Below are 14987 nucleotides of genomic sequence, written 5' to 3'. Positions count from 1 at the left end.
CCGTATGTCAGAAATGGACGGAATCACCAGTGTTCCGGAGCCGCTGAACGAGCCGGTCCACAGCTACGCCCCCGGCAGCCCGGAACGGGCACGGCTGGAGGGGCGGTTGGCGGAGCTGGCCGCAGCCACCGACACGCCGCTGATGATGACGGTCGGCGGCGCCCAGCGCCTGGGCGGTGGCGAGCGGATCGACGTCGTGCAGCCGCACCACCACTCTGCGCGGCTGGGCGTGCTCGGCAACGCGACGGCCGAGGACGTGGGGCAGGCGGTGGAGGCGGCGCTGCAGGCCGCCCCGGCCTGGCGTGCGCTCTCGTTCGACGACCGGGCCGCGGTCTTCCTGAAGGCCGCCGAGCTGCTGGCCGGTCCGTATCGGGAGACGGTCGCGGCGGCGACGATGCTCGGGCAGTCCAAGACAGCGCAGCAGGCCGAGATCGACGCCCCGTGCGAGCTGGTCGACTTCTGGCGCTGGAACGTGCACTTCGCCCGCCGGATCCTGGCCGAGCAGCCGGTCAGCGGCCCCGGGGTGTGGAACCGGATGGACCACCGGCCGCTGGAGGGCTTCGTCTGCGCGATCACGCCGTTCAACTTCACGGCCATCGCGGGCAACCTGCCGACCGCTCCGGCGCTGATGGGCAACACCGTGGTGTGGAAGCCGTCGCCGACACAGACGCTCTCGGCCTGGTACCTGATGCGGGTGCTGGAGGCGGCGGGGCTGCCGCCCGGGGTGGTCAACATGGTGACGGGGGACGGGCGGGCCGTCTCCGAGGTGGCGCTGACGCACCCCGCCCTGGCCGGGGTCCACTTCACCGGCTCCACCACGACGTTCCAGGCGCTGTGGGGGCGGGTGGGGCAGAACATCGGCCGCTACGCGAGCTATCCGCGCCTGGTCGGCGAGACCGGCGGCAAGGACTTCGTCCTCGCCCACCCGAGTGCGGATCCGGCGGTGCTGCGGACGGCGCTGATCCGCGGGGCCTTCGAGTACCAGGGGCAGAAGTGCTCGGCGGCCTCCCGGGCCTACGTTCCGCGCAGCGTGTGGCAGGCCATGAAGGGCGACCTCCTCGACGAGGTGCGGTCCCTGCCCGTCGGCGATGTGTCCGATCTGTCCAACTTCATGGGGGCGCTGATCGACGACCGCGCCTATGCCAAGAACGTCGGGGCGATCGCCCGTGCCCGGGACGTGCACAGCCTGGACATCGTCGTCGGGGGTCACAGCGACGACGCCATCGGCTACTTCGTCGAGCCCACCGTGGTCATCGGCACCGACCCGCGGCAGGAGATCTTCTCCACCGAACTGTTCGGCCCGGTCCTCGCGGTCCACGTCTACGACGACGCCCGCTGGGAGCAGACCCTCGACCTGGTGGACGGCACCGCGCCCTACGCGCTGACCGGCGCGGTCGTCGCGCAGGACCGCGCCGCGATCGCCCGGGCCACGGACCGGCTGCGGTTCGCGGCCGGGAACTTCTACGTCAACGACAAGCCGACCGGCGCCGTCGTCGGCCAGCAGCCCTTCGGCGGCGGCCGGGCGTCGGGGACGAACGACAAGGCGGGCGCCGGGCAGAACCTTCTGCGATGGACGTCCACGCGTTCGATCAAGGAGACGTTTCTGCCGCCGACCGACCACCGGTATCCGCACATGGGGTGAGGGTCGTTCGATCCACGTGAAGGAGGGGTGGATTCCCCTTGGACAAGTCGTACAGCCGGTACCAAAGATCCTGACGCAGTGCACCGAATCGGCCCGGGACACGGTCTCCTACCCAAGTTAGGCTCGACCGGAACCACCGGGGCCGGACCGACCATCCCTCGCGATGAGGGAGGATAGGGACAGACCCGGTGGATCATGCGCAACTCCATGCAGATCCATGCAACCGCACCCACCAGGTCACGCAACGGCGCGCGACAGGAGCCAGATAGTCATGCAGACCCAGCTGGACGCAGCTAAGGCCGAACTGCTCAGCAAGGCGGCTCAGGGAGAGGCGCTCGGCAACGGCGCCCTTGCCTCGTACCTGAAGCACTACTACCTGCACACGGCCCCCGAGGACCTTCTCGACCGGGACCCGGTCGACGTCTACGGTGCGGCGGCCTCCCACTACCGGCTCGCCACCAAGCGCCCGCAGGGCGCCGTCGAGGTCCGGGTCTACACCCCGACCGTCGAGGAGAACAGCTGGTCCTGCGGCCACACGGTCGTGGAGATCGTCACCGACGACATGCCCTTCCTGGTCGACTCGGTCACCAACGAGCTGACCCGCCAGGACCGCGGCATCCACGTCGTGATCCACCCGCAGATGGTCGTCCGCCGCGACATCACCGGCAAGCTCATCGAGATCCTCGACCTGGACGCCTGCGACAAGAAGCGTCCGGCCGACGCGCTGGTCGAGTCCTGGATGCACATCGAGATCGACCGCGAGACGGACCGCGACGACCTGCGCGCCATCGAGTCCGACCTGCGCCGCGTTCTCGGCGACGTCCGCGAGGTCGTCGAGGACTGGAGCAAGATGCGCGAGTCCGCGCTGCGCCTCGCCGACGAACTGCGCGAGACCCCGCCGACCGGTCTCGAGGAGCAGGAGGTCGCGGAGACCTGGGACCTGCTGCGCTGGCTCGCCGACGACCACTTCACCTTCCTCGGCTACCGCGAGTACGACCTGGTGCAGACCCCGGACGGCGAGGACGCGCTGCACGCCGTCGCCGGCACCGGCCTCGGCATCCTGCGCTCCGACCCGAAGGCCGGCGACTCCTCCTCATTCGGCCGCCTGACCGCGCCGGCCCGCGCCAAGGCCCGCGAGCAGAAGCTGCTGGTGCTGACCAAGGCCAACAGCCGCGCCACCGTGCACCGCCCGTCCTACCTGGACTACGTCGGCATCAAGAAGTTCGACGCCCAGGGCAACGTCGTCGGCGAGCGCCGCTTCCTCGGCCTGCTGTCCGCCGCCGCCTACACCGAGTCGGTCAACCGGGTCCCGGTGGCCCGGCGCAAGGTGCAGGAGGTGCTGGCCGAGTCCGGTTTCAGCGCCGAGAGCCACGACGGCCGCGACCTGGTCCAGATCCTGGAGACGTACCCCCGCGACGAGCTCTTCCAGACGCCGGTCGACGAGCTGCTCTCCATCGCCCACTCCGTGCTGTACCTGCAGGAACGCCGCAAGCTGCGCCTGTTCCTGCGTCAGGACGAGTACGGCCGCTACTTCTCCGCGCTGGTCTACCTGCCGCGTGACCGCTACACCACCCGCGTCCGGCTGCGCCTGATGGACCTGCTGATGCAGGAGCTCGGCGGCTCCACCATCGACTACACCGCGTGGAACACCGAGTCGGTCCTGGCCCGTCTGCACTTCGTCATCCGCGTCCCGGCCGGCACCGAGCTGCCGCACCTGACCGAGCAGGACGTCGAGCGGCTGGAGGCCAAGCTGGCCGAGACCGCCCGCTCCTGGGCGGACGGCTTCAACGAGGTGCTGATCCGCGAGTGCGGCGAGGAGCGCGCCGCCGAGGCCTCGCGCCGTTACAACAACGCCTTCCCCGACGGCTACCGCGCCGACTTCACCCCGGCCACCGGCGTCGCGGACCTGCGCCAGCTGGAGTCGCTCAGCGGCGCCGGCGACTTCCGGCTGAACCTCTACCAGCCGGTCGACGCCGAGGCCGACGAGCGCCGCTTCAAGATCTACTGGGAGGGCGGCTCAGTCTCCCTCACCGAGGTGCTGCCGGTCCTGTCCCGCCTGGGCGTCGAGGTGCTCGACGAGCACCCCTACGAGCTGCGCCGCACCGACGGCACCGTCGCCTGGGTCTACGACTTCGGCCTGAAGCTGCGCCCCGAGGTCGCCGACTCCATCACCGACGAGAGCCGCGAGCGTTTCCAGGAGACCTTCGCCGCCGTCTGGACCGGGAAGGCCGAGAACGACGGCTTCAACTCCCTGGTCCTGCGCTCCGGCCTGACCTGGCGTCAGGCCATGGTGCTGCGCGCCTACGCCAAGTACCTGCGCCAGGCCGGTGTGGCCTTCTCGCAGGACTACATGGAGGACGCGCTCCTGGGCAACGTCCACGTCACCCGCCTGCTGGTGAACCTCTTCGAGGCCCGGCTCTCCCCGGCGCACACGCACAGCGCCGCCGAGCTGATCGAGGGCCTGCTGGAGGAGCTGGACTTCGCGCTCGACCAGGTCGTCAGCCTCGACGAGGACCGCATCCTGCGCTCGTTCCTGTCGCTGATCCGGGCCACCCTGCGCACCAACTTCTTCCAGCGCGGCGAGAACGGCGAGCCGCACGCCTACGTGTCGATGAAGTTCGACCCGCAGGCCATCCCGGACCTGCCGGCCCCGCGCCCCGCCTACGAGATCTGGGTCTACTCGCCGCAGGTCGAGGGTGTGCACCTGCGCTTCGGCAAGGTCGCCCGCGGCGGTCTGCGCTGGTCCGACCGCCGTGAGGACTTCCGTACCGAGATCCTCGGTCTGGTCAAGGCGCAGATGGTGAAGAACACCGTCATCGTGCCGGTCGGCTCCAAGGGCGGCTTCTTCGCCAAGCAGCTGCCGGACCCGCAGGCGGACCGGCAGGCCTGGCTGGACGAGGGCATCTCGTCCTACAAGACCTTCATCTCCGGGCTGCTCGACATCACCGACAACCTGGTCGCCGGCGAGGTCGTGCCGCCCAAGGACGTGGTCCGCCACGACGGTGACGACACCTACCTGGTCGTCGCCGCCGACAAGGGCACCGCGACCTTCTCCGACATCGCCAACGGCGTGGCGGGCGACTACGGCTTCTGGCTGGGCGACGCCTTCGCCTCCGGCGGCTCGGCCGGCTACGACCACAAGGGCATGGGCATCACCGCCCGCGGTGCGTGGGAGTCGGTCAAGCGCCACTTCCGCGAGCTGGGCCACGACACCCAGAACGAGGACTTCACCGTCGTCGGCGTCGGTGACATGTCCGGCGACGTCTTCGGCAACGGCATGCTGCTGAGCGAGCACATCCGTCTGGTGGCCGCCTTCGACCACCGCCACATCTTCGTGGACCCGAACCCGGACGCGGCCGCCTCCTTCGCCGAGCGCAAGCGGATGTTCGACCTGTCGCGCAGCTCCTGGGAGGACTACAACACCGAGCTGATCTCGGCCGGTGGCGGTGTCTTCCCGCGCAGCGCCAAGTCGATCAGCATCACCCCGCAGATGCGCGAGGCGCTGGGCATCGAGGCGGGCTTCGCCCGGCTCACCCCGGCCGAGCTGATGAAGGCGATCCTGCTCTCCCCGGTCGACCTGCTGTGGAACGGCGGCATCGGCACCTACGTCAAGGCGACGGCGGAGAACAACGCCGAGGTCGGCGACAAGGCCAACGACGCGATCCGCGTCAACGGCGGCGAGCTGCGGGTCAAGGTGCTCGGCGAGGGCGGCAACCTGGGCGCGACCCAGCTGGGCCGGATCGAGTTCGCGACCGTCGGCAACAGCGGCGAGGGCGGCAAGGTCAACACCGACGCCATCGACAACTCGGCGGGCGTGGACACCTCGGACCACGAGGTCAACATCAAGATCCTGCTCAACCAGGTGGTCACCGACGGGGACATGACGGTCAAGCAGCGCAACGCGCTGCTGGCCGAGATGACCGACGAGGTCGGCGAGCACGTCCTCACCAACAACTACGCGCAGAACGTGGCGCTGGCCAACGCGGTCGCCCAGGCGCCCAGCATGGTCAACGTGCACCAGCGCCTGATGCGCAGGCTCGCGAGCGAGGGCCACCTCAACCGCGCGCTGGAGTTCCTGCCGTCCGGCCCGCAGATGCGTGAGCGCGCGGCGGCCGGGCGTGGCCTGACCCAGCCCGAGCTGGCGGTGCTCCTCGCCTACACGAAGATCACCCTGGCCGACGAGATCCTGGCCTCGGACCTGCCCGACGACCCGTACCTGCGCGGCAAGCTGCACCGGTACTTCCCGCCGCAGCTGCAGGAGAAGTTCGAGACCCAGATCGACGCGCACGCGCTGCGCCGGGAGATCATCACCACGGTCGTGGTCAACGAGACCATCAACCGCGGCGGCATGACCTTCGCCTTCCGTCTGCGCGAGGAGACGGGCGCCACCTACGAGGAGGTCGTGCGCTCGCACACCGCGGCCCGCGCGATCTTCGACCTCAAGGGCATCTGGCAGGCCATCGAGGCGCTGGACAACAAGGTGTCGGCCGAGATCCAGACGCGGATGCGCCTGCACGCGCGCCGTCTGGTCGAGCGCGCCACCCGCTGGCTGCTCAACAACCGGCGCCAGCCGCTCGACATCGCCGAGACCATCGCGGTCTTCCGCGAGCGGGCCAACCTGGTCTGGAGCAAGGTGCCGGAGCTGGTCCGCGGCTCGGACCTGGAGTGGTTCCAGTCGGTGCGGGACGAGCTGCTCGAGGCCGGCGTGCCGGAGGAGCTGGCGGTCAAGTGCGCCGGCATGTCGTCGGTCTTCCCGTCACTCGACATCATCGAGGTGGCGGACCGGGACGGCGCCGACGTGCTGGACGTCGCGGAGGTCTACTACGACCTCGGCTCGCGTCTGCAGATCACCGAGCTGCTGGACCGGATCATCGAGCTGCCGCGTACGGACCGCTGGCAGTCGATGGCCCGCGCGGCGATCCGCGAGGACCTCTTCGCGGCCCACGCCACGCTCACCGCGGACCTGCTGGGTCACGGCGAGCCGGGTGCGACGCCGGAGCAGCGGTTCCAGGCCTGGGCCGAGGCCAACGCGACCCTGGTCAACCGGGCCAAGACCACGCTCGACGACATAAGGACGTCGGAGTCGTACGACCTGGCCAACCTCAGCGTCGCGATGCGGGTCATCCGCACGCTGCTGCGGACCGGGTCGATGCGCTGAGTGATCGGCTGACGTAACACGTTCGAGGGGCTCACGGCGACAGCCGTGGGCCCCTCGGCTTGAGTGCGGCCACAATCTGGTTGCAGTCAAGATCTGAATGCAGCACGACCCCTTGGCCTCAAGTTGCCATCAGGTTATGGTCCTGTCTCTGCAAGACCTTGCACGACCATGGCACAGCACGGCTCAACTGCACGGCTCTCACTGCACGGCGCGCACCCGGTCCACCCTCTTGGAGGCACGCAATGCAAGGAACCACCCCGTCCGGACGCCGCGCGCTCGCAGTGGCGGCGGCCGCCGCGCTCACCCTGCTCGCGGGCTGTTCGAACTCCTCCAGCAACAGTGGAGGTTCGGCCTCCGCCACGCCCACTCTGACCGGTGACTGCGCTCCCTTCCAGGCCTACGCGGGCCACTCGGGCACGACGGTCACCATGTTCGCCTCGATCCTCAGCCCGGAGTCGGACGCGCTCGAGCGTTCCTGGGCCAAGTTCAGCCAGTGCACCGGGATCAAGATCTCGTACGTGGGCTCGAACGACTTCGAGTCCCAGCTCCCGGTCCGCGTCAGCGGCGGCAACGCGCCGGATCTGGCGATCATCCCGCAGCCGGGTCTGCTCCAGCAGATGGTGAAGACCGGCAAGGTGGTCAAGCCGCCGGCGCAGACGGTCGCGAACGAGAACAAGTGGGCCCCGATCTGGAAGTCCTACGGGTCGGTGGACGGCACCTTCTACGCGGCCCCGATGAGCGCCAACATGAAGTCGCTGGTGTGGTACTCGCCGAAGGCCTTCGCCGCGGCCGGGTACACCGTGCCGACCACCTGGTCCGACCTGATGGCGCTGAGTGACAAGATCGCCAAGGCGGGCAAGAACAAGCCCTGGTGCGGCGGCATCGGCTCCGGCACGGCGACGGGCTGGCCGGCGACGGACTGGCTGGAGGAGGTCGTCCTCGGCAAGTACGGCGGCGACGTCTACGACAAGTGGGTCAGCCACCAGATCAAGTTCTCCGACCCGCAGATCATCGACGCGATGAACATCGTGCAGAACTGGATGCACAACCCCGCCTGGGTCAACGGCGGCATCGGCAACGTCCAGTCGATCGCCTCGACGACCTTCCAGGACGCGGGTGCGCCGATCCTCACCGGCAAGTGCTCGATGCTCCAGCAGGCCTCCTTCTACGAGGCGCAGTGGCCCAAGGGCACGAAGGTCGGCCCGAACGGCGACATCTGGGCCTTCAAGCTCCCCTCGGTGAACCCGTCCATCCCGACCCCGGTCGAGGGCGGCGGCGAGTTCGTCGCGGCGTTCAGCAGCCGGCCCGAGGTGCAGGCCGTGCAGAACTACCTGTCGACGACGGAGTGGGCGGAGAGCCGCATCAAGCAGGCGCCCGGCTGGGTCTCGGCGAACGAGGGCGTGGACCCGTCCATCTACACCGACCCGATCGACCAGCTCTCGGCGAAGTACCTGACCGACCCCTCGGCGACCTTCCGCTTCGACGCGTCCGACATGATGCCGGCCGCGATCGGCGCGGGCCAGGAGTGGAAGTCCTTCACGGCGTGGTTCGCGCAGAACCAGTCCGTGCAGAAGACCGCGTCCGACATCGACGCCGCCTGGCCGCAGTAGCCACTTCAGGGGCGCGAGGAACTGCGCGACAAGCCACCCACCGACGTGGCAGGCCGAGCGGACAGGGCCATCCGCACGCCGGTGGTTGCCCGCGCAGTTCCTCGCGCCGCTGGGTGCGCACCTGCAGGAAGGAGCAGAAGGCTTATGTGGGGCGATACTTCGATCAAGCTCGGGAACATGTTCGGTGCCGTCGCCGGCTTCCTCGGCGTGCTGCTCCTGCTGTTCTACCTGGCCGGGTTCGCGCGGGGGCGGCTCTCGCGGAGGCTGGCGATCCTGCTGCTGCTCGGACCTGCCGTACTCCTGCTGCTCGTCGGGATCGTCGTCCCGGCGGTGCGCACCATCTACCTGTCGCTCTTCAACGAGGACAGCACCAAGTTCCTCGGCGGCGGCAACTACACCTGGGCCTTCGGCAACTCCGACATCCACCAGGTGCTGCTCAACACCCTCCTGTGGATCGTCATCGCCCCGATCCTGACGACGGCGCTCGGGCTGGTGCTCGCACTGCTCGTGGACCGCCTGCGCGGGCAGGCGGTCTACAAGTCGCTGATCTTCATGCCGATGGCCATCTCCTTCGTCGGCGCGAGCATCATCTGGAAGTTCGTCTACGCCTACCGCGACCCCTCCCAGCCGCAGATCGGTCTGCTCTCCCAGATATGCATGTGGCTCGGCTGGCACAACCCGCCGAACTGGATCCTGTCGCACCCGCTGAACAACTTCCTGCTGATGATCATCATGATCTGGGTGCAGACCGGGTTCGCCATGGTGGTGCTGTCCGCGGCGATCAAGGCGATTCCGGAGGACGTCACCGAGGCGGCCGTGCTCGACGGCGCCCAGGGGTGGCGGCTGTTCGCCAACGTCACCATCCCGATGATCCGCAGCACCATCATCGTCGTGCTGACCACGGTGATGATCACGACGCTCAAGCTGTTCGACATCATCCGGACCATGACCGGCGGCAACTTCGGCACGCAGGTGCTCGCCAACGAGATGTACTCGCAGGCGTTCACCGAGTTCAACAACGGCCGGGCCGGTGCGCTCGCCGTCCTGCTCTTCCTGGCGGTGGTGCCGCTGGTCGCCTACAACGTCGCGATGCTGCGCAGGGAACGGGAGGTCCGCTGATGGCCACGCTCACGCCCACGGAGCGGAAGAGCCCGGAGCCGGCCCGTGCCGCGCCGACGCGCACCGGCGTGCGCCGCGCGCTCAGCAGCCCCCTGTCGACCGTCGCCGTGCTGCTCGTCACGGTGGTCTGGACGGTGCCCTCGCTCGGCCTGCTGATCACCTCGCTCCGGCCGCAGCAGGACGTCGCGCAGACGGGCTGGTGGGACTTCTTCGCGCATCCGCACCTGACCCTGGCGAACTACCACGACGTGCTGTTCAACGGCGGGTTCGGCGTCAGCGACGGGCTGATGCCGTACCTGGTGAACTCGATCGCCATCACCGTCCCGGCGACGATCTTCCCGATCGTGCTCGCGTCGATGGCCGCCTACGTGCTGGCCTGGATTCCGTTCAAGGGCAGCGACACGATTTTCTTCGTCTTCTTCGCGCTCCAGGTCGTGCCGCTCCAGATGGCGCTCGTGCCGCTGCTCCAACTCTTCTCCGGCGGCGCGCACATCGGCGGGCTGACCATTTTCCCGGCGGTCGGCATGGGCGGCTCCTACGCGCCGGTGTGGATCGCCCACACGATGTTCGCGATGCCGCTCGCCGTCTTCCTGCTGCACAACTTCATCGCGCAACTGCCCCGCGACCTCATCGAGGCCGCGCGTGTGGACGGCGCCAGCCATTTCCGGGTGTTCCGGTCCGTGGTGCTGCCCCTGGCGACGCCGGCGCTGGCCTCCTTCGCCATCTTCCAGTTCCTGTGGGTGTGGAACGACCTGCTGGTCGGCCTCACCTTCACCGGCGGTGCGCCGGAGTCGGCGCCGATGCCCTCGCGTCTGGCGCAGCTGTCCGGTTCCTTCGGCGACCACTGGGAGATCCTGACCGCGGGCGCCTTCGTCTCCGTGGTGATCCCGCTCATCGTCTTCTTCTCGCTCCAGCGCTATTTCGTCCGGGGCCTGCTCGCCGGTTCGGTGAAGGGCTGAGCAGAAGGAGCAGAACGGCCGATTACGCGGCTAACAACTGACAACAAGGCAAACGGAGACGCCACACGGGACCCGCTCCTACCTTCTGAATACCTCGAACCGGGGTTTTGGAAGGAGCGGGTCCCATGGCCGATGCGAACAATGGCCGAATCGAGATCGAAAGCGTCACCAAGCGCTTTCTGACGCCGGGCGGTGAGGTCTTCACCGCGATTTCGGACGTGTCGTTCACCGTCGAGCCCGGCCAGTTCTGCGCGGTCGTCGGACCGACCGGCTGCGGCAAGTCGACGACCCTCGGCATGGTCTCCGGGCTGGACCGGCCCAGCGAGGGCACGGTCAAGGTCGGCGGCAAGGTCGTCGACGGCATCACCGACGGCGTCAGCTTCATGTTCCAGGCGGACGCGCTGCTGCCCTGGAAGACGGTGCTGGCGAACGTCGCCCTCGGGCCGGTGTTCAAGGGCGCGGGCAAGGCCGAGGCGCAGGCCCGCGCCCGGGACTGGCTGCGCCGGGTCGGCCTGGCCGGCTTCGAGGACCGCTACCCGCACCAGCTCTCGGGCGGGATGCGCAAGCGCGTCGCCATGGCCGCCGCGCTCATCAACGAGCCGAAGATCCTGATGATGGACGAGCCGTTCGGCGCCCTGGACGTGCAGACCAAGGCGATCATGTCGAACGAGCTGCTGGGCCTGTGGGAGCAGAGCCGCCCCGCGGTCCTCTTCATCACCCACGACCTGGACGAGGCCGTCGCGCTCGCCGACAGGGTCGTCGTGATGACCTCCAGCCCCGGCACGGTCAAGGCGGTCTACGACATCGACCTGCCACGGCCCCGCGGCTCCGTCCAGGAGATCCGCTTCGAGCCCCGCTTCCTCGAACTGCAGCACCAGATCTGGGACACCCTGCGCGAGGAGGTCGAGCGCGCCTACGCGCGCACCGCCGGTGGTCCCGTCACGGAAGGCAAGGCAGCATGAGCACCGCATCCTCCACCACCCTGGACACCGTCGCCAACGACCGGGCGCAACCGGACGCGGCCAAGGCTGCGAGGCGCGCCGTCCTGCGTCGAAGGGGAGCGGTCTGGGCGGCCCGGGTCGGTTTCGCCGTCGTCGTCCTCGGCGGATGGGAGCTCGCCGCCCGGGCGAACCTGATCGACGCGTTCTTCTACGGGCAGCCCTCCGGCATCTGGAAGAGCCTGATCAACCTGTTCCGGAACGGAACCGAGTTCGGCTCGATCTACGCCAACATCTGGGTCACCATGCAGGAGGCGCTGATCGGCTTCGCCATCGGCGCGGTGGCGGGCGTCATCGTGGGTGTCGCGCTGGGGCAGAGCCGCTTCCTCGCCGACGTGCTCGGTCCGTACATCAAGATCGTGAACGCGATTCCGCGCATCGTCCTGGGCTCGATCTTCATTGTCGCCTTCGGCATCGGAACGCTGCCCAAGATCCTTCTCGCGGCCGTGCTGGTCTTCTTCGTCGTCTTCTTCAACGCCTTCCAGGGCGTTCGCGAGGTGGACCGCAACATCCTCGCCAACGCCAAGGTGCTCGGCGCCTCGCGACTGCAGGTCACCCGGCACGTCATCGTCCCCTCCGCGCTGACCTGGATCATCGCCAGCCTGCACAGCGCGTTCGGCTTCGCCATCGTCGGCGCGCTGGTCGGCGAGGTGCTCGGGGCCCAGCAGGGGCTCGGTCTGATCATCAAGAACGCGCAGAACCAGTTCGACCCGAACACGGTGTTCGCGGCCATGTTCCTCATCTCCGCGCTGGTGCTCGTCGCCGAGTGGCTGATCGGAAAGCTGGAGCACTGGCTGCTCTCCTGGCGGCCCGCCGCCCCCTCCGAGGCCTCCAACGCCATCTGACGCATCCTCACCCCCACCCTCGAAAGGCAAGTGGCTTCCCATGTTCAAGCGTTCCGCGGTCATCGCCTCCGCCCTCGCCCTGGCCACGCTCGGTGCCGCCACCGCGTGCTCCTCCTCCGGCTCCTCGGGCGGCTCCGGCTCCGCCGGAGGCGGCGTTCCCACGGTCAGACTGATGGTCGGCGGCATCGACAAGCAGATCTACCTGCCGTACCAGCTCGCCCAGAACCTCGGCTTCTACAAGAAGTACGGCGTCAACGTCGTCCTCTCCACCGAACTCGACGGTGGCATCGGCGCCGAGGACGCGATGGCCTCCGGTCAGGTCGACATGGCCGGCGCCTGGTACAACCACACCATCGACTTCCAGGTGAAGGGCAAGGCCGTCGAGGACATCGTGCAGCTGTCCGGCGCCCCCGGCGAGCGCATCATGTGCGCGAACGGCAGCGGCGTGCACTCCGCGGCGGACTTCAAGGGCAAGACCATAGGCGTCACCGACCTGGGCTCGGGCACGGACACCCTGGTCAAGTTCCTGGCGGCGCAGAAGGGGTTGAAGACCGGCGACTTCACCCGCATCGGCGTCGGCGCGGGCTCGACCGTGGTCGCCGCGCTGCAGAACCACAAGGCCGACTGCGCCATCACCACCCAGCCGACGGTCGCGGCGCTGGAGAAGAAGAACATCGCCTACTCGGCGATCGACCTCGCCACCACGACCGGCGCGAGCGGCGCCCTGGGCGGCATGTGGCCGGCGGCCGGCGTGCTGGCCCGCACCGACTGGGTGAACTCCCACAAGGACGCGGCGCAGAAGGTCGTCGACGCGCTGGTGGCGACCATGCACTGGATCAACACCCACTCCGCGGCCGACATCGCGAACAACCTGCCCCCGGCGTTCGTCTCCAACGCCCTGGTGACCAAGGCCGACTACGTCGCCGCGCTGACGCAGGACAAGGGCCAGTTCCTGCCCGACGGCATCATGCCGTCCGGCGGCCCGAAGACCTCCCTGGCGACGGAGGAGCTGGCGGGCAACGCGACTTCCTCGGTGAACCTCGGCACCACCTTCACCAACGAGTTCGTCATGGCGGCGAACAAGCTGGAGGGCTTCACCACGACCACCACCCCGGCCGGCGCCAACGGCTGAGCCGGCGCCTCGCGTTCGCGGTCCTCGCGCCGGGCGTCCGTCCCCACCGGACGGACGCCCGGCGCGCTCGCGAGCACGGGCACCGGCTCAGGTGCACCGGCGGAGGGGCGAAGGGACCGTCGAGGGGGCCCATCAGTGGACGGTTCCGCGTCCTGCCCTGGGAGGGGCTCAGCCGGGTGGCCACCGACGTCGACACCGGCCACCCCGTGACCGAGCAGCTGTGGGCGGTCGGCCGTCGAGCGCGCAGCGCTACACCAGGCGCGGCACGGGCGGCGCGCCCAGCGACTCGGCCGCCCGTTGTAGCGCGCTCGCCAGCAAGGCCAGGTCCGTCGGCCCGTTGCCCAGCTCCCGCACGGTGCGGGACGCCGGAGGCTCGCCCAGCGCGGACCAGTCCAGCGGCGTCACCGTCGGCCGCAGCGTCGCGGTCCGCGGGATCCGGCCCGTGACGCGGGCCGTCTGCAACGGTGTCACGCCGCCGTCGGGGTGCCGCAGCAGGCCCCGGCCGGGGCTGTCCTCGGCGAGGGAGGCCGCGTCGTCGACGTGGATCAGCAGCGCGGAGGCGGTGGGGGAGGCGACCCGCAGGGCGATGCGCAGCTGAGCCGCCTCGTCCACCGCCGTGCCGGCGGTGTGCTCCGGGGACGCGGTGGTGACGGCCAGACGGACGCCCAGGCGGGGGCCACGCAGGGCCGCGTCCTCGAGGACGTGCGCCAGCGGCGTGCCGACCAGGGCGTCCCAGTCGTCGACCGCGACGACCAGGTGCGGCAGCGGATCCGCCTCGACGGCGACCGGGCCGGGCGCGGGCACGGCGTTCGGGTAGTCGTCGGCGGGACGCCGCGGCGGCGCGAGCCGCGAGAGCGCCCGCTCCGCATGCCACGCCGCGAAGCTGCGCCCCTCCAACAGCGCCGCACGACGATCGAGTTCGGCGCTCAGGGCGCGGGCGGCCTCGCGCAGCGCGGGGCCGTCGGTGGTCGCCACGTGGCCGACCACATGGGGGAGCTCGACCGCGGGGGCGAGCCCCCGGGCCGGATCCGCGGGCGGACGGCCCTCGATCAGCAGCAGCCCCAGGCGGTCGGGGCGCTCGGCGACCGCAAGGGCCGCCAGCAGCGAGCGCAGCAGCTCGGTACGGCCGGACTGCGGTGCACCGCCGACGAGGAGATGGTCCGTCAGGTCGAGCGCACAGCTGCCTTCGCGGGTGACGCCGACCGTCGCGGTGGCGATCTCGCCGGAGCCGATGCGCAGTTCGGCCCAGCGGGCGGAGATCTTGGCCGGGGTGACCAGGTCGAGGCCGAGCAGGTCGAGCAGGCGGGCGGCCTCCGGCAGTGCGGTGCGGCCGCTGCCCCGACGCGCGGCGTCGGGCTCGCGCAGCGGCGCGAGGGCGCGGGAGAGGCGGCCGGCCCAGGCCGCGCCCACGGCGTCGAGGGCGACCCCGGTGACCAGCTCCCGCTCCGGCGCCGCGCGGTGCTGCCCCGCGGCGCGCGGCGCGCCGCCCGGCAGCGGCCGCCCTATGTCGAGCAGCGGCCGACC

Annotated in this window: 9 protein-coding genes; 8 read left to right on the top strand and 1 reads right to left on the bottom strand. The window is 69.8% G+C overall.

Features of this window, described 5'->3' with window-relative positions:
• Positions 1-13 precede the first annotated feature (13 nt).
• The 8 genes from pruA to TR49_RS36100 all read left to right on the top strand — a co-directional run bounded on the left by pruA (position 14) and on the right by TR49_RS36100 (position 13463).
• Complete coding sequence (gene pruA, locus TR49_RS36135; protein WP_042389918.1) at positions 14-1642, top strand: L-glutamate gamma-semialdehyde dehydrogenase; 1629 nt, start codon at positions 14-16, stop codon at positions 1640-1642.
• 271 nt (positions 1643-1913) lie between these two features.
• Positions 1914-6800, top strand: coding sequence for an NAD-glutamate dehydrogenase (locus tag TR49_RS36130; RefSeq protein ID WP_042389916.1), 4887 nt, complete (start codon positions 1914-1916; stop codon positions 6798-6800).
• A 242-nt stretch (positions 6801-7042) separates the two neighbouring features.
• On the top strand, positions 7043-8410 hold the full coding sequence (locus tag TR49_RS36125) for an ABC transporter substrate-binding protein (protein WP_042389914.1): 1368 nt from the start codon (positions 7043-7045) through the stop codon (positions 8408-8410).
• A 144-nt stretch (positions 8411-8554) separates the two neighbouring features.
• Positions 8555-9529: a carbohydrate ABC transporter permease gene (locus TR49_RS36120; protein ID WP_042389912.1), complete on the top strand. Its 975-nt coding sequence runs from the start codon at positions 8555-8557 to the stop codon at positions 9527-9529.
• Positions 9529-10488, top strand: a complete 960-nt coding sequence (locus tag TR49_RS36115; protein ID WP_042389910.1) for a carbohydrate ABC transporter permease — start codon at positions 9529-9531, stop codon at positions 10486-10488. The genes TR49_RS36120 and TR49_RS36115 overlap by 1 nt, the downstream gene beginning before the upstream one ends.
• 125 nt (positions 10489-10613) lie before the next feature.
• Entirely contained in the window at positions 10614-11450 is an 837-nt protein-coding gene (locus TR49_RS36110; protein WP_042389908.1) for an ABC transporter ATP-binding protein, read from the top strand.
• On the top strand, positions 11447-12331 hold the full coding sequence (locus tag TR49_RS36105; protein ID WP_042389906.1) for an ABC transporter permease: 885 nt from the start codon (positions 11447-11449) through the stop codon (positions 12329-12331). The genes TR49_RS36110 and TR49_RS36105 overlap by 4 nt, the downstream gene beginning before the upstream one ends.
• A 40-nt stretch (positions 12332-12371) precedes the next feature.
• Positions 12372-13463: an ABC transporter substrate-binding protein gene (locus TR49_RS36100; protein ID WP_042389903.1), complete on the top strand. Its 1092-nt coding sequence runs from the start codon at positions 12372-12374 to the stop codon at positions 13461-13463.
• 249 nt (positions 13464-13712) lie between these two features.
• On the opposite strand, the gene TR49_RS36095 is transcribed toward TR49_RS36100, so the two are convergent.
• On the bottom strand, positions 13713-14987 hold a 1275-nt coding region (locus tag TR49_RS36095; RefSeq protein WP_268874153.1), incomplete at its 5' end, for an FtsK/SpoIIIE domain-containing protein.

The sequence above is a fragment of the Streptacidiphilus melanogenes genome, from assembly GCF_000787835.1.
Taxonomy (GTDB): domain Bacteria; phylum Actinomycetota; class Actinomycetes; order Streptomycetales; family Streptomycetaceae; genus Streptacidiphilus; species Streptacidiphilus melanogenes.
Note: the sequence above shows the minus strand (reverse complement) of the source record. Positions and strands in the feature narration are given on the sequence as shown.

Coding starts and splice junctions, on each gene's coding strand:
- TR49_RS36100 (WP_042389903.1), top strand. CDS start 12,372: ATGTTCAAGCGTTCCGCGGTCATCGCCTCCGCCCTCGCCCTGGCCACG.
- TR49_RS36110 (WP_042389908.1), top strand. CDS start 10,614: ATGGCCGATGCGAACAATGGCCGAATCGAGATCGAAAGCGTCACCAAG.
- TR49_RS36130 (WP_042389916.1), top strand. CDS start 1,914: ATGCAGACCCAGCTGGACGCAGCTAAGGCCGAACTGCTCAGCAAGGCG.
- TR49_RS36105 (WP_042389906.1), top strand. CDS start 11,447: ATGAGCACCGCATCCTCCACCACCCTGGACACCGTCGCCAACGACCGG.
- TR49_RS36115 (WP_042389910.1), top strand. CDS start 9,529: ATGGCCACGCTCACGCCCACGGAGCGGAAGAGCCCGGAGCCGGCCCGT.
- TR49_RS36120 (WP_042389912.1), top strand. CDS start 8,555: ATGTGGGGCGATACTTCGATCAAGCTCGGGAACATGTTCGGTGCCGTC.
- pruA (WP_042389918.1), top strand. CDS start 14: ATGGACGGAATCACCAGTGTTCCGGAGCCGCTGAACGAGCCGGTCCAC.
- TR49_RS36125 (WP_042389914.1), top strand. CDS start 7,043: ATGCAAGGAACCACCCCGTCCGGACGCCGCGCGCTCGCAGTGGCGGCG.